This is a genomic window from Geobacillus thermocatenulatus, from assembly GCF_002217655.1.
GTDB lineage: Bacteria > Bacillota > Bacilli > Bacillales > Anoxybacillaceae > Geobacillus > Geobacillus thermocatenulatus.
This window is the reverse complement of the sequence record NZ_NEWK01000002.1, coordinates 187,145-208,741: the sequence shown is the minus strand read 5'-3', so window position 1 is coordinate 208,741 and position 21,597 is coordinate 187,145. Positions and strand designations below refer to the sequence as shown.

Annotated in this window: 19 protein-coding genes and 1 pseudogene; 6 read left to right on the top strand and 14 right to left on the bottom strand. The window is 51.0% G+C overall.

Going from position 1 to position 21,597, the window contains the following annotated elements; genetic code table 11:
- Positions 1-50: 50 nt before the first annotated feature.
- Positions 51-626 carry a hypothetical protein gene (locus tag B9L19_RS09860; RefSeq protein ID WP_081804141.1) on the top strand — a complete coding sequence of 192 codons (576 nt, stop codon included), beginning with the start codon at positions 51-53 and terminating at the stop codon, positions 624-626.
- An 81-nt stretch (positions 627-707) separates the two neighbouring features.
- On the opposite strand, the gene B9L19_RS09855 is transcribed toward B9L19_RS09860, so the two are convergent.
- Positions 708-1,190, bottom strand: coding sequence for a hypothetical protein (locus tag B9L19_RS09855; protein WP_025950598.1), 483 nt, complete (start codon positions 1,188-1,190; stop codon positions 708-710).
- 243 nt (positions 1,191-1,433) lie between these two features.
- Between B9L19_RS09855 and katG the strand changes: the two genes are divergently transcribed.
- The 3 genes and pseudogenes from katG (at position 1,434) to B9L19_RS09840 (ending at position 5,680) form a co-directional block, all read left to right on the top strand.
- Entirely contained in the window at positions 1,434-3,638 is a 2,205-nt protein-coding gene (gene katG, locus B9L19_RS09850; protein WP_025950599.1) for a catalase/peroxidase HPI, read from the top strand.
- Between the two features lie 497 nt (positions 3,639-4,135).
- Positions 4,136-5,092: a DUF3800 domain-containing protein gene (locus B9L19_RS09845; protein ID WP_089113931.1), complete on the top strand. Its 957-nt coding sequence runs from the start codon at positions 4,136-4,138 to the stop codon at positions 5,090-5,092.
- 162 nt (positions 5,093-5,254) lie between these two features.
- Positions 5,255-5,680: pseudogene (locus B9L19_RS09840) on the top strand (NUDIX hydrolase).
- Positions 5,681-5,990: 310 nt separating this feature from the next.
- Here the strand turns inward: B9L19_RS09840 and B9L19_RS09835 are convergent.
- The 8 genes from B9L19_RS09835 to hmpA all read right to left on the bottom strand — a co-directional run bounded on the left by B9L19_RS09835 (position 5,991) and on the right by hmpA (position 13,725).
- Positions 5,991-6,185 (bottom strand): hypothetical protein, encoded by a 195-nt coding sequence (locus B9L19_RS09835; RefSeq protein WP_011231223.1) that lies wholly within the window; start codon positions 6,183-6,185, stop codon positions 5,991-5,993.
- Positions 6,186-6,387: 202 nt separating this feature from the next.
- The gene (locus B9L19_RS09830) at positions 6,388-6,693 is read right to left on the bottom strand and encodes a M23 family metallopeptidase (RefSeq protein WP_025950601.1); all 306 of its coding nucleotides are present in this window, start codon (positions 6,691-6,693) and stop codon (positions 6,388-6,390) included.
- Between the two features lie 10 nt (positions 6,694-6,703).
- Positions 6,704-7,945, bottom strand: a complete 1,242-nt coding sequence (locus B9L19_RS09825) for a DHH family phosphoesterase (RefSeq protein WP_025950602.1) — start codon at positions 7,943-7,945, stop codon at positions 6,704-6,706.
- Between the two features lie 17 nt (positions 7,946-7,962).
- The gene (locus B9L19_RS09820; RefSeq protein WP_047753118.1) at positions 7,963-9,867 is read right to left on the bottom strand and encodes a nitric oxide reductase activation protein NorD; all 1,905 of its coding nucleotides are present in this window, start codon (positions 9,865-9,867) and stop codon (positions 7,963-7,965) included.
- 10 nt (positions 9,868-9,877) lie between these two features.
- Positions 9,878-10,720 (bottom strand): ATP-binding protein, encoded by an 843-nt coding sequence (locus B9L19_RS09815; RefSeq protein WP_425268998.1) that lies wholly within the window; start codon positions 10,718-10,720, stop codon positions 9,878-9,880.
- A 159-nt stretch (positions 10,721-10,879) separates the two neighbouring features.
- Positions 10,880-11,254, bottom strand: a complete 375-nt coding sequence (locus B9L19_RS09810) for a replication termination protein (RefSeq protein WP_011231227.1) — start codon at positions 11,252-11,254, stop codon at positions 10,880-10,882.
- 109 nt (positions 11,255-11,363) lie between these two features.
- Positions 11,364-12,266 (bottom strand): formyltetrahydrofolate deformylase, encoded by a 903-nt coding sequence (purU, locus tag B9L19_RS09805; protein WP_025950605.1) that lies wholly within the window; start codon positions 12,264-12,266, stop codon positions 11,364-11,366.
- A gap of 223 nt (positions 12,267-12,489) precedes the next feature.
- Positions 12,490-13,725 (bottom strand): NO-inducible flavohemoprotein, encoded by a 1,236-nt coding sequence (gene hmpA / locus B9L19_RS09800; RefSeq protein WP_047753116.1) that lies wholly within the window; start codon positions 13,723-13,725, stop codon positions 12,490-12,492.
- Between the two features lie 171 nt (positions 13,726-13,896).
- On the opposite strand from hmpA, the gene nsrR reads away from it, so the two are divergent.
- Together nsrR and speE are read left to right on the top strand one after the other, a co-directional pair.
- On the top strand, positions 13,897-14,340 hold the full coding sequence (gene nsrR / locus B9L19_RS09795) for a nitric oxide-sensing transcriptional repressor NsrR (RefSeq protein WP_044731355.1): 444 nt from the start codon (positions 13,897-13,899) through the stop codon (positions 14,338-14,340).
- Positions 14,341-14,671: 331 nt separating this feature from the next.
- On the top strand, positions 14,672-15,547 hold the full coding sequence (speE, locus tag B9L19_RS09785; protein ID WP_025950608.1) for a polyamine aminopropyltransferase: 876 nt from the start codon (positions 14,672-14,674) through the stop codon (positions 15,545-15,547).
- A 72-nt stretch (positions 15,548-15,619) separates the two neighbouring features.
- On the opposite strand, the gene B9L19_RS09780 is transcribed toward speE, so the two are convergent.
- From B9L19_RS09780 to treR, 5 genes are all read right to left on the bottom strand, one after another.
- Entirely contained in the window at positions 15,620-16,798 is a 1,179-nt protein-coding gene (locus B9L19_RS09780; protein WP_047753114.1) for an acyl-CoA dehydrogenase family protein, read from the bottom strand.
- Between the two features lie 104 nt (positions 16,799-16,902).
- Complete coding sequence (locus tag B9L19_RS09775) at positions 16,903-18,402, bottom strand: aminotransferase class V-fold PLP-dependent enzyme (RefSeq protein WP_047753113.1); 1,500 nt, start codon at positions 18,400-18,402, stop codon at positions 16,903-16,905.
- 117 nt (positions 18,403-18,519) lie between these two features.
- Positions 18,520-18,969: an acyl-CoA thioesterase gene (locus B9L19_RS09770; RefSeq protein ID WP_025950611.1), complete on the bottom strand. Its 450-nt coding sequence runs from the start codon at positions 18,967-18,969 to the stop codon at positions 18,520-18,522.
- Between the two features lie 267 nt (positions 18,970-19,236).
- Positions 19,237-20,649, bottom strand: coding sequence for a Na+/H+ antiporter NhaC family protein (locus B9L19_RS09765; RefSeq protein ID WP_047753112.1), 1,413 nt, complete (start codon positions 20,647-20,649; stop codon positions 19,237-19,239).
- Positions 20,650-20,862: 213 nt separating this feature from the next.
- Entirely contained in the window at positions 20,863-21,576 is a 714-nt protein-coding gene (gene treR, locus B9L19_RS09760; RefSeq protein WP_025950613.1) for a trehalose operon repressor, read from the bottom strand.
- Between the last annotated feature and the right edge of the window lie 21 nt (positions 21,577-21,597).

Below are 21,597 nucleotides of genomic sequence, written 5' to 3'. Positions count from 1 at the left end.
TCTTTTTTTCATACCTATAGAATGCATAGAACACAGAAGGGGGAAGGATGATGGATCGGATTCCAGAGTTGGAACAGAAAATACAAGCGATTGAGCAAGAGCTTCGCATGGTGAAGCAAGTGGTTGCGGAAATCAAACGTTTGCCTCAACAGGTCTTGTCTAATGAAATTTGTGTCGTTTGCTATTTCACGTATTCCTTATTGCTTCCAAAGACAGAGGGGCAGAAAGGGATGATTGCGGGGAACTTCGTGATTCGCAATCTGGGATCTTCTCCTTTAGAACATCCTTACATTTGTCTGCGCGTTTCTCCGAAAGAACACATGGCGTTATCCGCAAAGTTAGGAGGCGGCATTCAATACGATCGCCGTCTCAATCCGCTCGTCATGGAAGCGTGGCAATATATGAATGAGGAGGCCGAGAACATCGCGGAGGAGAAGGGGGAATTTTGGCTAAAGCCGATTCATGTGTCACGCATCGAGCCAGGGCAAACGCTCTCTTTTTCTAATTTCCAATTTCAAGTCGGTATGCGTGAAGTCGCCACCACCTACAAAATGGACGGATTTTTTTTCTGCCAACAGCTGCCTAATGGAGTGCGAGCGTTGAACCATATTGTTGTCCATACTTGACAGCCTGAAGACCTATGCGCCATAAAGCAAAAACAACCGGCTCAGAGGGCAATCGCCTTTCGCTGAGCCGGTTTTGCCGGGTTATACGTTGCGAACAACAAGAGCGTTCAAGGCGCGAGTTTCCGCTGTAATGCCGCTTAGCAAGGTGGATAAAATCCCACCGTTCGTTTCAATGACAATGCGATAGACATGCGTCCCTACGCCCGGTGCGTCGACCCATGTCAAGTTCGGGAAAAGTGTTGTATTCGCGGCGAGTGAGAGTACGGGTAGAAGGGATTCGACATCAAGTGACGCAATTGGGACAAAAGCTCCTCCGTTTGTTGACCGTTCCAGCCGATATGTGATTCCTGTTAAAGTAGCACCGGATAGAAGAGCTAAAACAGCCAGTTCCAACTCGACCATCGAATCAAGCTTGACGCGATCGCCGCTGAGGGTCGTAATCGGCTGCAAACGAAGCACTTCCGTGACGGCAGTTCCGGTCAGAGGAATGGTAATGGGCAAATCCGTTGAAGACTGCGTAAAAAACAATTGGGGAAACAATCCACTATTGCACACACAAACCATTCGTCTATCATCCTTTCATAAATTTTTAGATTTGATACTACTGTATTAAATGATGATGCTACAAAAATGGATTCTGACGAATAACTATTTTTTTAAAAAATGAGAGAGAAACCTATAATCAAGGGTCATTGCTTTGATCCAGAAAATTCGATCAAAAATATTGTTTTTCCTTTACAAATAAATATTAATTTATTATAATTCTAATGTACTAATCATTATCAATTGTAGAAAGGGGAAGAAATAATGGGGAACCAACAAAATGCTTCCAAATGCCCGTATCACGGCAGCGTCACAAGCTACAACTCAAACCGAACAACCAATAAAGACTGGTGGCCGAACCAGCTGAACTTAAGCATTCTCCATCAACACGACCGAAAAACGAATCCTCATGATGAAGAGTTCAATTATGCTGAGGAGTTTCAAAAACTCGACTATTGGGCGCTCAAAGAAGATTTGCGCAAACTGATGACCGAAAGCCAAGACTGGTGGCCGGCCGATTATGGCCATTACGGTCCGCTGTTCATCCGCATGGCGTGGCATTCGGCGGGGACGTACCGCATCGGCGACGGCCGCGGCGGCGCTTCGACCGGCACACAGCGCTTTGCCCCGTTAAACAGCTGGCCGGACAACGCCAACTTGGATAAAGCGCGGCGGCTATTGTGGCCGATCAAGAAAAAGTATGGAAACAAAATTTCTTGGGCTGACTTGATGATCCTTGCCGGCAACGTCGCCATCGAATCGATGGGCGGCAAAACGATCGGCTTTGGCGGCGGCCGAGAAGACGTATGGCATCCGGAAGAAGACATTTATTGGGGCGCGGAAAAAGAATGGCTCGCTTCAGAACGTTACAGCGGGGATCGCGAACTTGAAAATCCGCTCGCCGCGGTGCAAATGGGGCTCATTTACGTCAACCCGGAAGGCCCTGACGGCAAGCCGGATCCGAAAGCGGCGGCGCGTGACATTCGCGAAACATTCCGCCGTATGGGAATGACCGACGAAGAAACCGTCGCTTTAATTGCGGGTGGCCACACGTTCGGCAAAGCGCACGGCGCAGGCCCTGCTTCACACGTCGGTCCAGAGCCGGAAGCCGCCCCGATTGAAGCGCAAGGATTGGGATGGATCAGCTCGTACGGAAAAGGAAAAGGCCGCGATACGATCACAAGCGGCATCGAAGGTGCGTGGACGCCGACGCCGACGAAGTGGGACATGTCGTATTTCGATATGCTGTTTGGCTATGACTGGTGGCTGACGAAAAGTCCGTCTGGGGCATGGCAATGGATGGCGGTTGATCCAAAAGAGGAGCATCTTGCGCCAGATGTCGAAGATCCGTCGAAAAAAGTGCCGACGATGATGATGACGACCGACTTGGCGCTTCGCTTTGATCCGGAATTCGAAAAAATCGCCCGCCGTTTCTATGAAAATCCTGAAGAGTTTGCGGATGCGTTCGCCCGTGCCTGGTTCAAACTGACGCATCGCGATATGGGGCCGAAAACGAGATACTTAGGTCCGGAAGTGCCGAAAGAAGACTTCATCTGGCAAGACCCGATTCCGACGGTCGACTATGAATTGACCGATGCCGAAATTGAAGAAATCAAAGCGAAAATTTTGAACTCGGGCCTGACCGTCAGCGAACTCGTCAAAACCGCTTGGGCCTCAGCCAGCACGTTCCGTAACTCCGATAAACGAGGCGGAGCCAACGGCGCCCGCATCCGCCTTGCGCCGCAAAAAGATTGGGAAGTGAACGAACCAGAGCGGCTCGCCAAAGTGCTTTCGGTGTATGAAGACATCCAGCGCGAGTTGCCGAAAAAAGTAAGCCTCGCCGATCTCATCGTCCTTGGTGGCAGCGCCGCGGTCGAAAAGGCGGCGCGCGACGCCGGCTTTGATGTCAAAGTGCCGTTCATTCCAGGACGGGGTGATGCGACGCAAGAGCAAACCGATGTCGAGAGCTTCTCGGTGCTCGAACCGTTCGCCGATGGGTTCCGCAACTATCAAAAGAAAGAGTACAGCGTCGGTCCGGAAGAATTGCTTATCGACAAAGCGCAGCTTCTAGGGTTGACCGCACCTGAGATGACCGTGCTCATCGGCGGTCTGCGGGTATTGGGCGCGAACTATCGCGATCTCCCGCACGGAGTTTTCACTGATCGCGTCGGGGTGCTGACGAACGACTTCTTTGTCAACTTAGTCGACATGAACTATGAATGGGTGCCGACAGACAGCGGCATTTATGAAATCCGCGACCGGAAAACGGGCGAAGTGCGGTGGACGGCCACCCGGGTTGACCTTATTTTCGGAGCCAACTCGATCCTTCGTTCGTACGCTGAATTTTACGCCCAAGACGACAACCGCGAAAAATTCGTCCGCGACTTTATCAACGCATGGGTGAAAGTGATGAACGCCGACCGCTTTGACATTCATTTGAAACAAGCCAAAGAGTCGGTCACAGTTTAACCAGCAAAAAAAGCAGCTTGTCCGTTTAAGGGGCAAGCTGCTTTTTTATATTCATATCCAGGGATTCTTTCTTAGACTTGTTGTGGATCAAAAGGGAAAGATTCGTTGAAAGGAAACTAGAGCGCTCAATTACCTGTTTTTATGCTTATGTGTCAGAGATTTGCAGAGAGAAAAGAGCCTTCGGAGAATCTTTGAGAATAGTATGTATTTTATTGACAAATTATGTGTTTTTCAGTATGATTGCGGCAGAATCAAATCAAGATCAAATAGCATAGGGAAAGGGACAGGACAAACGTTCACGTCAAAATAAAAAGATAGCTCAGCCCTGCCCAACGGTGGCGGGGAAAAGCTATCCTTCCGTACGTTGAGATGTTATCAGCCCTGCCCAGCGGCGGCGGGGAAAACAACACCTTCTTTTTATGATTGTAAGGTATAAACGTGTTTTAGTCAACACAAAATGAATTTATGTATGGAAAGTAAAGGAGTTTACTTTAAATATGCACTACTTAATCTATTTTGATGAGAGCAATAAACTCGACCAGTTTAACGCTGACTATTCTTACTATGGGGCTTACGGAGGAACCGATGCCGCAATGGCAAGGGTTGTTAAGCAAGTTCGAAACATTTTTAAACAGTGTAATTCTTTTAGTGAACTTCATTTTCGAGAGTATACGAAAGACAACCTTGTCAAAAAATATTTTCAAACTCTTCATACGGTTATTAATGAGAATGTACAGATTAATATTCTAACCGTTAATAATAGGGATGCTTTGTATGCGGCACAGAAAATCGGATTAACGGCGACTGAACTAAGAAACTTATTCTATATCAAAATACCGGAAAGATTATTTTATGGAATGACTCGGGATTTATCAAGTCAAGAATCTGGAACGATTAAGGTGAAGATTAAGGTAGACCAGAATGATGAGTATGATAAGCTTTTTCTTGAAACGAAAATCATTGAACAGATGAATGCACATTCGGCTTATCGCAATAAAAATTACCGCGTTGTTAATGTCCTTTCTCAAAACTCTGTTAAATCAATACCTTTGCAAATAGTGGATACATTTATGGGGATGGTTATATTTTTGTTGGAACAAAATTATCTTGAATCGTCCAATACTGCCAAGATAAAAAGTGATTTAATATACCGGTTCCTTATTGAAGGAAATAACTTAATGAAGTTTCAACAGCAAATCAAACTATATAAATGGACGGGACACGAAGAACTCACCTTTGTCAATATCAGCGACTATGTATCACCTTTTATGGCTTATAAAGCAGCATATGATTCACAAGAAATAATACGAATTCAAAAGATCATGGTTGAGAATCCAGCGATGCCTCTAAAAGAGCTTAGACTCAAGACAGGCTATCCGAATACCATGAAGAACACACTGATCGGATACAAGGATCAGATTGAAGGGCGGGGTAGGAATTATTCTATTTTATGATTCTCTTAGTTAGTTTTTTATCAATAAATATGAATCTTTGACACACAAAGAAAAGAAGGAGTTTTCCCATCATGGACGTTCGAATTCGGGCCATTTATGAAACCCGAGTTCGGCAGTCATGGCCGGCTGCATCTGTAAAATAGATCTGGAAAGGAGCGCCCGATGAGGATACGCAAATGTGCTAGAGCAGTGATCATCAATGAGCGAAACGAAATTCTTCTTCAGCAATTTGAATTTCGGGACGTGGCAGGAAACAAAGCGTTATGGGTTACTCCAGGAGGGGGCATTGAAGAAAACGAGACCCCAGCTGAAGCTTTAAAAAGGGAATTATACGAAGAACTAGGCATAGTGGTTGATCTTCTCGGTGAGCCCATATTCCAACTGGATGTATGGATTGAAGGAAAACAAGGTTCTTTTATTAGCCGGGAAATTTATTATCAAATCACGATCCAATCCGATACGGTGTTGTCTATCGAACATATGACAAAGAACGAAAAAGACACACTGAAAGGACTCAAATGATGGAGCAAAGACGAATTGCAGAAAATCGACAACTTTGCGCCTCGTGAAATATTGAACTACATATAGTTTTCTGCTTTTCACTGCGCTGCGGTTGCAAGCGAGTCGAGGGGGGAGTAGAGGGAATCGTGACGTTCCTTTCTCTCTTTTTCCCATCTTAAGTTAACATAATATAAATTATAAGAAGTTATGAAAGAGTCTGTTTCGATAACAAGTAATCTCATAATAGTGAGACAAAACAAAAAAACGCCCATCGACACGCCCACCTAAAATAAAATAAAATAAAAACGCGCAGCCTCTTGATTCTCATTCAAGAAGCTGCACGTTACCCACTGCGCGTCGGCAGCTGCAGGGACCGCATGATCTCATCCTTTTTCGTTTAGGCAATATCCGTTTGACGATAGCGGACGCCTTTATACCGAACGCGAACTGGCACGCCTTTTTCTTGCTTATGCTTCACCAGAAGCCGTTGGGCTTTTGAAAAGGCTTCCATCATCCCAGATGCCGGAATGGCCTCTTCCCACACAATCGTTTTCCCTTGGACTGTGTAGAAGGAAAAGACATACTGTTTCACCGTCTTCACCTCCCTATTATTATTATAATCAAAGACTGTTTTTCCTAAACACAAAAACTGTTACAATTATGTTAACATTTTCTCTTCGGCCTTTCCGCAACCAATAAAGGTGTTCCAATCCTTCCTAAAAGAGATCGGAACACCTTTTTCTTTTTGCGCATATGTGGCTGTTGAACCTTGCGGGTTGTGATGATCTTGCCGGTTAGTGCCGCAATCCGTTTTGTTCCCAATATTTTAGGTATGGATACGGATTGATCGCATTCCAGTTCGCATCATACAGGCCAACGTGCAAGTGCGGGGCGAATTTTCCAGTCGTGCCGACCGGACCGTAGCCAGAGTCGCCGACAAAGCCGACGAGCTGTCCTTTCACGACAGCTTGTCCTTCCGACAGATTCGCCGCATATCCTTGCAAGTGGGCATAATAGAGAAACAGCCCGGCCTTTGTCCGAATGGTCAGCCGCCAGCCACCGAGTTCACTCCACCCATACCGAACGACCGTGCCGTCCACAGCGGCGGCATCATGATTCCATGCCGGTTTGTTGCTTGTATTGTTTGACAGCCGCTTTATAGTCGGCTTGAATGGCATCTTTGTCTCGTCCGAGCCGAACGCTTAAAAAGTCGAGCACGGCTGCATCATGGGCAAGGCCAGCGGCAAACTGCCGCTTCAGCCAGCGTTCGCCGGCGATTTCCTCTGGGAACGTATGGGTCTCTCCCCCATCGGCATACACGCTCCAACCTTGAGCGGTTTTGCGACTCAGCCACCATTGTCCATGATGATTGGTCCAAAACACTCCTTCGGCCTCGTCTTTTTTGTTCAATTGGTTTTGTTCCGCATCACCGTATACCGGCAGAAGCGGGAACGTCTCGACGACAAACAGCGGAAATGTTGTATCATCGATCAAACAGCCGGACGCCTTGGGATGGCCGCCGCCACCGAATTGCTGGGCAAACTCAGCGACGTTGACGTCATCATGAATGGTGCGAAAGCCAATATGTTTCGTCCCCATGTTGACTAAAGCGATCAAGTCAAGATGAGGATAACGCTTGGATAACGCATTGCCCAATTCCGACAAATGGCGCTCGGCAAAGACGACGCCGATGCAATAGTCACCAAGCCAGCGCTGAACAAGCTGTTTTTGCTTTTGCCGAATGTAACGCTGAATTTTCTTCTCTTCCATATCGAGAAGCAGCTCTTCCGTCTCGGTCAAGGAGAACGGTTCTCTGGAGGAGAGCCGCTCGCTCATCGTCTCCCAAAAGCCGTCAAGCCCGAAAATCGTCAACAAATCATTCAGCCGCTTCGCTTGCAAATTCCCATTCTCTTCCCATTCCCACGTGTCGTATTGGCGGACGAGCTCGACGAACCCATCTAGCGTTTCATTAGGTGCGAGTTTTCCCTCGCGGACGAGATAGTCGTAAAAGAGCGAGGTGGCGCACGTCTTTTTGCCATCATCCCTCACCGGCACCACCTGTCCCCACGGGTAGTCATTGAAATGAAGCGCCGTCACGTGGTGGTCGATCACTTGCACATGGCCGCCGCGCGCCGCCCGTTCAGCGAGTTGCTGTTCCACTTCCTTGCCGACGGCCAAGTCGGTGATAAACAACATGGCGCCGTTGGCCTCGTCGCTTTGCAAGAATTGGACGACCCGTTCATCCAAATTGCGATAGGAACAAAACGAAATGTTCACCTCGGCAAACGCCAGCTTCGCGAGCAATCCGCAGCCGATGCCGTCTAGATCGCTGTCAGTGAATAATTTGATCATGGGGTCCCACCTTTTTGTCACAAACTTTTTTGCAACCACGTTTTCAAGAGCGGCAACAGCCGATCCGGCAACGCGCTCACATGCGGAACAAAGACGCGGAAACGACCATAGATGTTTTCAATCGTCCGCCGCGTTGACTCATCGTCGGCCCCGTGGCCTAAAAAGAGATTGACGACCTCAATGCCGCGGCGGCGCGCTTCGGCGACTGCTTCGTGCGTATCGATGATGCCGTTTTGTTCATATCCGTACGCGGCGGGTTCGCCGTCAGAGAAGACAAGCAGCACTTTTTGTGCTTCCGGGCGCTTGAGAAGCTGTTCGGTCATCCAGCGAATCGCCAATCCATCGCGATTATCTTCATGCGGCTCGAGCTGCAGGATCGCCGGGCCGCTCGACGGCTCAAGCGAGCGATGGAATGAGACCGCCATCTGCAAATAGTTCGGCTGACGCGAAGCGGTTGCTTCGTTCGCATCTTCCCAAAATCCGACAATTTGGTGCGGCACGCGCAACGTTTTCAGCACCTCATGGCAAAGAACGAGCCCGGTTTTCGTCTCTTCCATTTTGTCATGCATCGAAGCCGAGCAATCGACAAGCAGGCCGAAGACCGCATCAAACCGCCGCGTCGGCTCGCCTTTTTTGTAAAACAAGCGCGGCCGCTCATCAGTGAAAAACGACACCAATTGTTTGCGCAGCCGACCGACGGGCAAGTTCGTGCGCCAAGCGGAGCGCTGGTGTTCAAGCCATTGTTCCATGATGCGCACAAGCCGTTTTCGATACGGCGCCACCGCCGCCTGTTTGGCGCGGTATTGCTCAAGATGCGCGAGGTTTGGCGACGAAGGAAGAAGCACAAGATCGGCTTGGCGGTTGGCCTCGCCATACGGCGCACTGTTTCCAGCCGGCGGCTGTTCGCTGAAGGATGCTTGCGCTTCCAGGCCATACTCGTTTCGCGCCGTCGGCCGAGACGTTCCTTTCACGACGGCCAGCGCCTGATCGCCGTCTTCACCCGGCCTCGCCTCATCGCTGATGATCTCGGTGCGGCTGCCTCGTTCGAGCTCAAAGCGGAGAAAGCTTCCACCCGCTCGGCTCGTTTCCCGATGCCACGTTGGCAGCACTTGCCGCTTGGCCTCTCCATCCGCCTCTTGAAGGGTATCGCGGTTTTCCAATGGGTTGGTCCGTTTGAGATCTTGAAGCGTCATCGTGTTCTCGTCCGCATCATCCTCAACGATTGGCAGCGATGTATAGGCATTGACCATATCATGAGGCAGCACGTCCTCCATCAGTTCCACAACGGCGAACGCCCAGTCCGCCACCTCGGCTGTCGAGGAAGCATCAAAAAATTGCGGCCATAACGTTTCAAGGCGCGCCTGCACCGCTTCATCCACCATCGGAGCCAGCGGCGCATCATCAAGCGGCGAATCGGCCGTGAGCCGCAAATACATCCCCGCCAAAAACTGATCCGCCCAAGCACCGCGCGTCCTGTTTGCTTGCCATTGCTGAGTGAAGTAGCGGCGGTACATGCGGCGGCGCGTGTGGAACCATCGCTTCATCCCGGGGCGTTCCCGCTCGCAGACGGCTTCCAAGCGAAGATCTTCAGCGAATGTAAACAGTTGTTTGGAAAGCTTGGAGAGCGGCCGGGATTCCACCGCATGTCGGAAGGCGCGAACCGCCAATGGATCGGTATGCCGCCGCGTGCCGATGATGCGCAAGCCGACGTCGCTTTTCATCGCCGTTTCCCGCTCCAATGGTGGATACCCATCCCAAAAATGGCTGACGTAAACGACCGGCTTGACAGAATGCACGCCGGAATGGGCGGCGAACTGGATGGCAACGTCGCGGCGGCGCATGAGCGTTTGGGCGAGGTCAGACAGCTGCATGACCAAACTCGAGTCGACCGTTCGGTCATTGAACATCATAAACCGCTCCATGCCGAGCCTCCTATTCGTCAAACCACGTTTCAGCGATGTTGCGCACTGCGACCTGTTCCCGTTCATCGTCGAGCTTATCGACGATGCTTCGTTCAATGGCCCGCAATGGCGGCATGTACGCCGCCAAATCGCACGCATCCACCAAAGCGCGCACCGAAGCCGCTTCCTCGGCGATTTGTCCGTTTCGCACCTGCACAAGCAGATCAGCCGACAGGGCGACGAAACGATCGATCAACGTTTCATCCGTTAATGTAGTTTGCGCCAACAATACCGATTTTAATGTTTCTCCTTGCACATACGGCACATTGATGACGACAAACCGGTTTTTGAGCGCCTCATTGAGCGGTACGGTGCCAATATAGCCTTCATTGATCGCGGCGATGACGCCAAATGTCGGTTTCGCCTGTACGATATCGCCAGTCAGCGGATTGGTGAGCCGACGTCGGTAGTCAAGGACGCTGTTTAAAATCGGCAGCGTCTCTGGTTTCGCCATATTAATTTCGTCAATGTATAGCAAATGCCCTTTTGTCATCGCCTGGATGACGGGTCCGGGCACGTACTCGATTACCGCCTGGCTGTTTTGGTGCACGATCGTCTTAAAACCGAGCAATGCTTCGGCGTCTAAGTCCACGGAACAGTTGATGCTGTGCATCGGTTGACCAAACAAAGCGGACAACGTTTCAGCAAGCCGCGTTTTTCCCGATCCGGTTGGTCCTTTTAAGAGCACGTTTTTCCCAAGCGCGAGCGCAATGGCGGCATCGTGCACGATCGCCTCATCTGCCGCCTTGTACCCGCCCGCTCCAATCAACGCGCGATCCGGATCGCGGCGGAACAGTTCTTTTCGCTTTTCCATTTCTTTCGTGACCGTCAACGGCCATGTTCCCATCTTCTGACTTCCTCTCTGTGGCGATCTTCCCCTCTCATTCTACTAGATCGCCCGGCAGGACGCAAAACAAAAGAATTAGACCATAAATATATTATGTAAATTTAACAAAGAAAAAACGAGGCGCTCTCAACCGAAGTTGTCCTCAATCGCCTTGCGAATGAGCGCCGCGCACCGATCAAGTTCCGCCTTGAGCTGGCGTTTGTACAGCTTCGCCTTTTCCTGTCCGCCCTCGGCGAACCGATAGTAGACGACTTCTTGGTACTTCATTCCCTCTTTTTTCTGCTTCACTTGCTTTAAAATGCCGTCTTCAATCAAATCGTGCAGCGCCTTATACACTTCGGAGTGGTTCGGCCGGTAGCCAAACGGCTTGAACTCTTGGCGCAATACATCAAGCAGCTTCAGTCCGTACAGCCGCTCCTGTTCGGTGAGCGTAATCAAATACAATTTTAAAAACGCACGTTGTTTTAACAGAAAACCGCTGGGCGTCCGTTTTTCTCCCATAGGCTTTTTCCCTCCTTCCCTACGGATGAAATTTCGCTCTTTGGGCGGCGAAATCCTGCTTGTCTTCATTATATCAAGCGGGAAAGGAAAAATCCTCTCCCGCTTGGTTTCAATAAAACACGATCGTTTTATTTCCGTGGATGATGACCCGGTCTTCCAAATGCCACCGAAGCGCCCGGGCGAGCACCGTTTTTTCAATCAGTCGGCCGATCCGCTTTAAGTCGTCCGGATGGTGGCGGTGATCCACGCGGGCGACGTCCTGCTCAATGATCGGCCCTTCATCCAAATCGTCGGTGACGTAGTGCGATGTGGCGCCGATCAATTTGACGCCGCGCTCATACGCCCGCTCATACGGACGCGCGCCGATAAAGGCGGGCAAAAATGAGTGGTGGATGTTGATGATCCGTCCCGGGAATTCAGCCACAAACGCCGGCGACAAAATTTGCATGTAGCGGGCAAGCACGATCGTGTCGATCTGATACTCACGAAGCAGACGAATTTGTTCGGCTTCGGCGTCCGCTTTCGTTTCTTTCGTCACCGGAATATGCACATACGGGATGCCAAACGACTCGACCGTCTCGCGCAAGTCGGGGTGGTTGCTGATGACAAGGGCGATGTCGGCGATCAGCTCTCCCGCCTGCCATTGCCAAAGAAGTTCAAGCAGACAATGCTCGGCTTTGGAGACCAAAATCGCGATTCGCCGAATATCGTTGTGCAGCCGAAGCTGCCAACGCATCTGAAATTCAGCCGCGATCGGGGCGAACGCCGCTTCGATCTCTTCTTTTCGCTCGGCGATGTTCGGACAGTCGAACTCCAAGCGGAGAAAAAACGTCCCTCCCTCAGGGTCAGTCGAGTATTGGCTCGATTCCACGATATTCGCCCCTTGTTCGTACAGAAACGACGTCACCGCCGCGACGATGCCCGGGCGATCTGGGCAGGAAATAAGGATTCGAGCGCGCTGCTCGTAACCTTGCAAAAATGATTGCCAGCGATGTTGGCGAAATGTCGTCATGCGTTGTCTCTCCCTTTTCTTGCTTTTCCTTGCCATTCATCATACAAAAAATTCATGAGCTTGCCAACAGGGAGATAACAAAAGAGCGTGTCCCAAAAGGATCAGGACACCCTTTCTTATTGCCGTATATAGGTATAAGATAATCATTAAGAAACAATATGTTGTGTTTTGTTAAGGAAAATGACCCTTTTGGGTCAGCTCCTTGGCAAGCGAAAAACCTCTCTCAGTCTTTCGTCAAATCGCCGGCCGGGCCGAAAAATTCGTAATGGATGTGCTCCTCTGACACGCCCCATTGTTTTAGAGCGCGATAGACGGTTTTCATAAACGGCACCGGGCCGCAGAAATAAAAGTCTGCGTCTTTCGTCGGGATCACGGATTGCATCCATGCAAGGTCAATCCGCCCTTCTTTGCCAAAATGCGGATGGCGGCGGTCCTCGTCGGACGGCGACTCATAACAAATATGATACGAAAATGACGGGCGTTCCGCCAACATCTGAAGCTCCTCGTCAAATGCGTGTACGCGGCCATTCAAAGCAGCATGCAAAAACGTCGCTGGGCGGGCCGGTTGGCGGATGGCCAACGTATGCGCCATGCTCAAAAGCGGAGTGATGCCGACGCCGCCGCTGATGAACACAACCGGCGTCGTTTTGGACAAATCAAGCGTAAAATCGCCGGCTGGAGCGCTAAGATCGAGCACATCGCCCTCTTGGACATGATCATGCAAATAGTTGGAAACCATGCCGGCCGGCTTGTCCTCTGTAGCTGCTTCCCGTTTGACGCTGATGCGGTAATACCCTTTTCCAGGTGCATCCGATAAGCTGTATTGGCGAATATGCGTATACGTCTCGCCCGGAATCGACAGTTTGACGCTGACGTATTGGCCCGGCCAATAATCACTGATGGCCTTGCCGTCTTCCGGCTTCAAATAAAACGAAGTAATGACGCCGCTTTCTTTCACCTTTTTCACGACGACAAATCGCCGAAAGTCACGCCAGCCTCCATGTTTGGCCGCTGCCTCATCGTAGAGCTCTTTTTCCACTTGAATGAAAACGGACGCAATGGCTTCATATGCTTCCGCCCAAGCCGTGATCACTTCGTCGGTGGCGGCGTCGCCGAGCACGTCTTTGATCGCCAGCAACAAATGCTTTCCGACGATCGGGTATTGTTCTGGTTTGATTCCTAAGCTGCGGTGTTTATGGCCGATTTGCCGCACAACCGGCAAAATCGCATCAAGCTGGTCGATATAGCGCGCTGCCGCATACACGGCTGCGGCCAAGGCGCGTTGCTGCCGCCCTTGCTTTTGGTTGGCGTGGTTGAAAATATGGAGCAGCTCCGGATGGTTGGAAAACATGAGTTCATAAAACCGTTTCGTAATTTGTTCACCATGTGTTTCCAAGACAGGAACCGTTGATTTTACCATTTCAATCGTTTTTGGATGCAATTTCGTTGTCGTTGTCATGATTTCATCCCCTTAAAAAACATGTATTTTTAATACATCTTTTATTCAATCATGAGCACTACGAAAAAGCAATATTTCAAATACATCTTTAATAAATTGTTCACAATTCTCCGTTCGAATCAGGTGTGGTACAATGGGATCAAGAATGCCGCTTAAAGGTTGTGAATCACGGTGCAGTTGACGAACTATACGGAATACGCCTTGCGCGTCCTCTTGTTTTTAGGCGCGCTTGATGAAGAAGAAAAAACAAACATCAAAGACATTGCCGCTGCCTTTTCCATTTCAGAGCATCATTTAAGCAAAATCGTCCATGAGCTTGGCAAACTCGGCTACATTGAAACGATCCGTGGGCGCAACGGTGGAATCCGCCTGGCGAAACGCCCCGAGGAGATTGTCATCGGCGCGGTTGTTCGCGAAACGGAGGAAAACTTATCGCTTGTCGAGTGTTTTGCCGCCCATGGCAATGAGTGCGTCTTAACGCCGGTATGTCGGCTTCGCTTCGCACTTCACGAGGCGTTAGAGGCGTTTTTGCGTGTGCTGGATGCGTATACGCTCGCCGACTTGCTTGAAGACCGAGCGTCGCTTCGTTCTTTATTGAAAGAGCGGCGCGGTTGAGAAAACTTTCTGGCTATAAGCTGGAGAGTTTTTTGGCGTTTGGCAGGCACACGATCACCAAGCATCGCGCTACGGAAGGAAGACGCGGGATGATGCGAAACCGATGGCGGCCTTGGCGGCGATTGGCACCTTGGCGCTCGGCCTTTGCGCGGGATGTGGCGGCAAGAACGATCATCAATTGGAAAAAAGAAACCAGTCGTCAAACATGGGCGGCGGGATGAATACGTCCGTCCGGCACCGGCCGATCACATCCCCTTTGTTTGCCACAAGACGAAGAATATATTAAGATTAGAAAGGTGTGAAAACATCTGCATGACTAAAGGAGGTCACAATGAAACACGAAAGAAACGCTTTGCCACCTTACTTGCATATGGACAATGGAGAGCTTTGGCTCACCGAAGATGATCGCGACAACTTAAAAATCAGCTATCGAATCAAAGAGGTGATTTTTGCCGAGCCGTCCGAGTACCAGCATGTGATGATTTTGGATTCGTACGATTTTGGCCGCATGCTCGTACTCGATGGCGTCGTGCAAACGACCTCGATTGACGGCCATATTTATAACGAAATGATTTCGCACGTGCCGCTGCAGTTTCATCCGGAAGCGAAGCGGGTGCTCATCATCGGCGGCGGCGACTGCGGCGCAGCTCGTGAGACGGCGAAATACGCTCATCTTGAAGCCATCGACATGGTGGAAATCGACGAAAAAGTCGTCCGGGCGTGCAAAGAGCATTTGCCAGCTGTCTCCGGCAACTTATCGGATCCGCGCGTGCGGTTTGTTTATGATGATGGCGTCGTGTTTGTGCAAGGGAAGGAAAGCGTCTACGACGTCATTATGATCGATTCATCTGACCCTGTCGGCCCGGCGGAAGCCTTGTTTTCACCGGAGTTTTACGCCAACGTCCATCGCGCCTTGAAAGCGGACGGGCTGATGGTCTGCCAAAGCCAGTCGCCGATTTTCCACTTGGATATTTTGAAACGGACGTACCGCAACATTCGCGAACTGTTCCCGCATGTGCTTGTGTACACCGCTGTGGTGCCGACGTATCCAGGCGGATTGTGGAGCTTTACGATCGGCTCGAAACGGCCGCTCGTTTTCCCGGCGCAAACAACCATTCCAAACGACACGAAATACGTCAATGATGCGGTCTTTCGTCAATGTTTCGCCTTGCCCGAGTTTTTGCGTTCGGCGCTTGAGGTGGAATAACCGCTTGGCATCAAAAAAGCTGTCCCCCACAAAGCCGGGACAGCTTTTTCGTGTTCTTGAGTCCGTTCTGTTTTATGGAGCAGGTGGGTTGTGAGACAATGCCCGCTTGGCAAGCCATTGAAACGTCAAGTCATCCGCCGGCGGGTTGTAGAGTCCAGCGCGGACGTCACGGTAATGCCGCTGGAGCGGGTTGTCAGCAAACAAGCTTTGTCCGCCGACAATGCGCATCGCCCAATCGACGACTTCAAGCGCGGTATTGGTGGCGACCAATTTGGCTGTTGCCAACTCCTCTTTCATTTCCATCCGTTTTTCCGGATAGCGATCCCATAAATCGGCGACCGCGTACAGGAAATGGCGCGCATGGGTGAGGCGCCATTCCATTTCCGCGATTTTCCGCTGCACTTCTGGCGTCGAGGCGATTGGGTGAGGCAGGGTATTAGGCTGGTACGTCTTGGCAAAGCGAAGCGCCTCATTGCGCGCCGCAATGGCGATGCCTAAGTAACAAGCCGGCACGTGCAACAGCCATCCTTGCGCCGGAGCGGCTTCATTCGCTTCTCCGAGCGTCTCGACGAGCGCCTCTTGGTCGACTTCGACCTCTTCAAGAACAAGATCATCGCTGCGCGTCGCCCGCATGCCAAGCGTGTTCCACGTCGGCTCGATGCGGATGCCTGAAGCAGACATCGGCACGAGAAATTCACCGACCCGACCGTCTTCCATCGTGGCGGAAATCAATACGTAATCGAGCGCAGGGGCTAACGATGCAAATGTCTTTCGCCCTCGAAGCACAAAGCGGCCATGGCGAAAGACGGCCGTCGTTTCCGGTTTACCGCCGCGCGCCGGGCTGCCAGTTGTCCGTTCAGAGTGGGCGCTGTTGATGAGCGCGTGGCGGCAAACGACTTCTTTCGCCAAATGAGTGAGCACCGATTCTGGCCAGCGGCGAAGCAAAAATAAACGCATGAGAATGCTTGCGTGCCAGCCGAACGCCAAGGCGGTTGCCCCAGAGCCTTGGGCGATCGTTTCTTGCACGAGCACGAGCTCATAAAGCGACGCCCCTTGGCCGCCGTATTCAGTTGGGACGGTCAAGGAAAGGAATCCAGCCTCTTTTAAATCGGCAAAATCGGCAAATGGAAACGTTGCCTGTTCGTCATCATGCGCCGCCCTTTCCGCAAACCGTTCCGCAAGGCGACGCGCTTGGTTGTACAATTGTTGCTCCCGATCGGTTCGCACAAGCAAATGGTACAATTCGTTCATCGGTTCTCCCCTTCTTTTGGTCAAGATGCCTTTATTGTACCGAGTTCTGGCTAGGACTGAAAACAAAAACGCATGAAAAAATGACCGTCCTTGCTCTCGGAAGCTTAAAAGAGAAAGAAATGCCGAATGTACCGATCATCGTCACGGTGGACGAACTCATTTTTCCCAGCATCGTACTCGTATTCCTCCTGCCAGCGGCGGCCATAGCGGGCGATTTGACGGATGGCGTGGATGATCGCATACACTTCTTCGTTCGTCATCGTAGGATGGAGCGACAGACGCACCCATCCTGGTTTGGCGAGAGGATTGCCGTTTTTGACTTCTTGAAGCAACATAGCGGATTGTTCCTTGTCGATGCCAAGCAAATAGTGGCCGTATGGTCCGGCGCAGGAACAGCCGCCGCGTGCTTGAATGCCGAAGCGGTCATTCAGCAGTTTGACAACAAGATTGTAATGCAATCCATCTATGACAAATGAGATGATGCCAAGACGGTCGTCCCGATGTCCTTCAAGCACGCGGACGCCGGGAATGCTTTTGAGCGCCGGCAAAAGAAGGGAAACAAGTTCCTTTTCGCGGGCGCGCATCTGTTTTACGTTCATTTGCTCTTTCAGCTGGATGGCCAACGCTGCCTTGATGGTTTGCCAAAACGGCGGTGTTCCGCCATCTTCGCGTTCCTCAATGGCTTGGATGTATTCATAGTTCCCCCACGGGTCAGTCCAGTACACCGTCCCGCCGCCGGGGTGATCCGGAGCGTGCTGATGATAAAGACGGCTGTTAAAGAGAAGCACGCCGGCGCTTCCCGGCCCGCCGAGAAACTTATGGGGGGAGAAATAAATGGCATCAAGCTGCTCCATTGGGTCGTCCGGATGCATATCGATGCGGACGTACGGAGCGGAAGCGGCAAAATCGACAAAGCAAAGGCCGCCATGCTCGTGCATGATTTTCGCCAGCTTATGATATGGGGTTTCCAACCCCGTGACGTTCGAGCAAGCAGTAAAGGCACCGATTTTTTGCGGCCGATCTCGGTAGCGCTCCAGCAGCTCGCGCAAATGGTCAAGATCGACATCCCCGTTCTTGGTCGGCCGGACCGCCACGACTTCCGCGATGGTTTCCACCCATGGCAATAAATTGGAATGGTGCTCCATATGGGTGACAAAGACGACTGGCCGCTCCTCATCATGAAGGGACAAGCGGTGCTTCCATCGTTCCGGTACGCGCAAGCCAAGCAGACGCTGCAGCTTGTTGACGGCGCTTGTGGTCCCGGCGCCTTGCATGATCAAGACGTCGTTTTTCCCGGCATGAACGTGCTGTTTGATGATTTCTTTTGCATAGCGATAGGCAAGCGTCGTTTTCGTTCCGGTTACATTCGATTCCGTATGCGTGTTGCCGACAAATGGACCGAGCTCATGCGTCAGCTTCTCTTCAATCGGCCGGTACAGCCGCCCGCTTGCCGTCCAGTCGGCGTAAATAAGCCGCTGTTTGCCAAACGGCGTAGAAAACGGATGAAAGCGGCCGATCGTTCCATCGCGAAACGGCTGAAAATACGTCTCAAGCTCCCCGCGGCATGTATACACCGCATTGCCGATCACAGCGTGAATGGCCATGTTGATTCCCCCTTTCCGCCATTTCGTCTATTTACAAAGTATGTCGCCTTCGGTGGTTCGGTCCAAAAAACGTGGGAAAGTTGAAAATGAAAAATCCGCCGTACAGGCGGATGGTATTCACTCCCTTTTTTTGCACGATGCCGGCGAAATCGTTTCCCCCACGGACGGCACAAGGTATTCGGCAAGCATGGTCCGCAAGTCATCGGGCAATGGTTCGCTCGTTTGGGTTTGGAAATTGAAATGGACGACCGCTGCCTCTCCAATGGCGATCAGTCTCCCTGTTTCCTCTTCCATGATGCGATGAATGCATTGAAAGCTTTTATTGCCAATCCGGGAGACATTGGTTTCCACGCGCAATCGTCGTCCGAAGAATCCTTGGTTGATAAAATCGCACTTGGTGGAAGCTAAAATAAAATGCCAGTCGTCCGTTCGCCCGCCGTAACGCCATTCATCAAACAGGCGGGTGCGCGCTTCTTCTAAATAAATAAAATAGCTAATGTTGCTTAAATGTCCAAGCGCATCCGTTTCACAAAAGCGTGGGTTGATGGTAATAATGTGCGTCTTCATTTCTCCCTCTTCCTTTCTTTCCTTTTTTTGCCCCTTTCGCCCACAATATTCGTTTGGGTGAGCATGGGGCGTGGCTGAGTTGGATTTGCAGCTACCAACTAGTCAGTATGTTATTTTTATCATACTCTGGTTTGTTCTTGTTTTCAATTGTTGATTTATTGATTATTTAGAACATTTTTTATAATTATAAAATGAGACGGTGAACATCCCAACCTGTTCACCTATTAGGAAGCTTGAAAAGACCGGCCGGCGGCGCGTTCCGCTGGTTCATGGCATCCAAAGCGGCAAAAGAACGTATCCTGCGAGCGACGCGCCGGCGCAAAGGAGAGAGAGGCGCAGTTTATATTTCGCATAGCTCATCAAGTCCATATCCATAATGGCTGCGGTCGTGATCGTCGTATCGCCAAGCGGAGAAGCAAAGGCGCCAAACGTCCCGCTCGCAAACACGGCGCCGACTGTCACTTCGAGCGGCGCTCCGGTCGCATGGGAAAGCGTGACGCCAAGCGGCATCAAAATGCCCCACGTTCCCCATGAAGAACCGATAAAGTAGGATAAAAACGATCCGACCAAAAACACGGCCGCTGGCACGAATGCCCCCGGCAGCCATGTGCCGAACGTCGACGACACGTACTCCGCAAATCCTAGTTCCCCCGCCACCGCCGAGACCGCCCATACGAGAACGAGCATGCCGATCGGCGCCATCATTTCGTTACCTCCAGCAAAAAAATGGTATGTCAGCTCTGAAAGCGATTGTCGACGCCATAAATAAAACGCCATCGACAAAAGGATGGTCACAAACAACGCCAACATCATCGCCCATGTCGCATCGGCCGCGGAAAACGCCTCAATCCAGCGGTTTGCTCCGCGCCGCCGACCGTCATAGACAAAAAAGGCAAACGTCAAGCCGAGCAACAGCGCCAACGGAACGAATAAATGAAGCGGCTCTCCGTTGATCAGCGCCAGCTCCTTGCGCAACCCGAGTCCGTGCAGTTCATTCGTTTCCCCTTCCTCTTTTTTCGCTCGCGGTTTGCCGATCCGGATGTTCAACATCGTCGTCAACACCCCGACGGCCAGAGCGAAAATCGCAAACAAGTTGTACGGCAGGCTGTGCAAAAACACGTCATACGGCGATTCGTGAATGTCGTTTTGCTCAAGCGCCGCGGCGACAACGGAAGTCATAAAGCCGACAAATGCCGTTGCCGCCGGCAAAAGCACGATGATCGGTTCGGTTGAGACATCGATCATGTACGCCATGCGGCGGCGGTCGATGCGAAACTGGCGAAGGACCGCTTTCATCACTGGTCCAAGGAGCATAATGCGAAACATCGGCATAAAAAACGTCACCGGCACCGTCAGCCAAACGAACAACAAAATCCCCCGCTTCGAGCGGATGCGGCCGGAAAGTCTCTCGACAACCCCTTTGATCCCGCCGGTAATTTGCATCATGCCGACAAGAGAGCCGAACAAATATAAGAACGCCGCCACTTTCATATGTTCCGAATCCGTAAGAGCGTGAAGAATGGCGGAAACAGCGCGCTCAATCGCGCCAACAGCCGACCGCTCAAGGCAAAACGCCCCGACGAGCAATCCGGCCACGAGGCCGGGTAAAATTTCTTTCAACCATATTGCCAATGGAATGATGAGCAAAAAAGGCAACAGCGACCACCATGTTCCTTCCACGTCGGCGCCTCCTTCACGTACTGTTGTTACCAAGAAGGATAGCCATAATGTAGGTTTTTTATGATTTTCATTGATGATTTAGAACATAGTTTTACTTATAAAATTTATGTTGCCCGCGCAAACAAAAAAAGCCGCGCTGCAGTTTGCAGCGTGGCCCACACTTCCATCCGCCCCAGACTGGCTCACAAACAACCTGGGGCACAGAAGGCGTTGTCATTTCCGGCGCGCAAAATCGACAAATCGGAACTTGTCGAGCCGGTGACGCGATTCCGTGTATTGAAACAATGCAGCATCGCTTAAATACACGTAGTTTTTGACGACCACGACGCGGTCATCGCCGTTTAAGTCCAAATAGCGGTGATCTTCGTCCGTCGCCCCATCAATGGACATTTCCTTTTTGGCAAAGCTGATGGGCAAATGCAGCTTCGTTTCCAAGTATTCATAGATCGAGTCTTCGCAAATCTCTTTCGTCAATAGCGGCACATGCTTCTTCAAAAAGAAATCCTTATCCAAAATAATCCGCTCTCCGCCGATTTCCCGGACGCGCACGACTTTCCACACTTCGTCTTTGCTTGAGGCGCGCAGCTGCTGCCTGAGCTCGCGATCCGGCTTGATGATCGCCAGTTCATGCACGATCGTCCGCACCGGCTGCTTCATCGTCTGCGCCAGTTCTTTAAAGCTGACCAATCCGGATACGGGAAAGTCATATTTGCCGACGTCAAGGACGATCGATCCTTTTCCTTTCATTTTTTGGATATAGCCGTGCTCGGACAACAAATGGAGCGCTTTGCGAATCGTCTCGCGCGATGTCTCATACCGGGCGGCCAGCTCGTGTTCCGATGGCAGCTTGTCGTACGCCTTCCATTCTCCGCGGCGGATGCGGGAAATGAGGTCATGGTAAATGGTTAAATATTTGTTTTCATGCATAAGAATCACCGCTTGTATTGT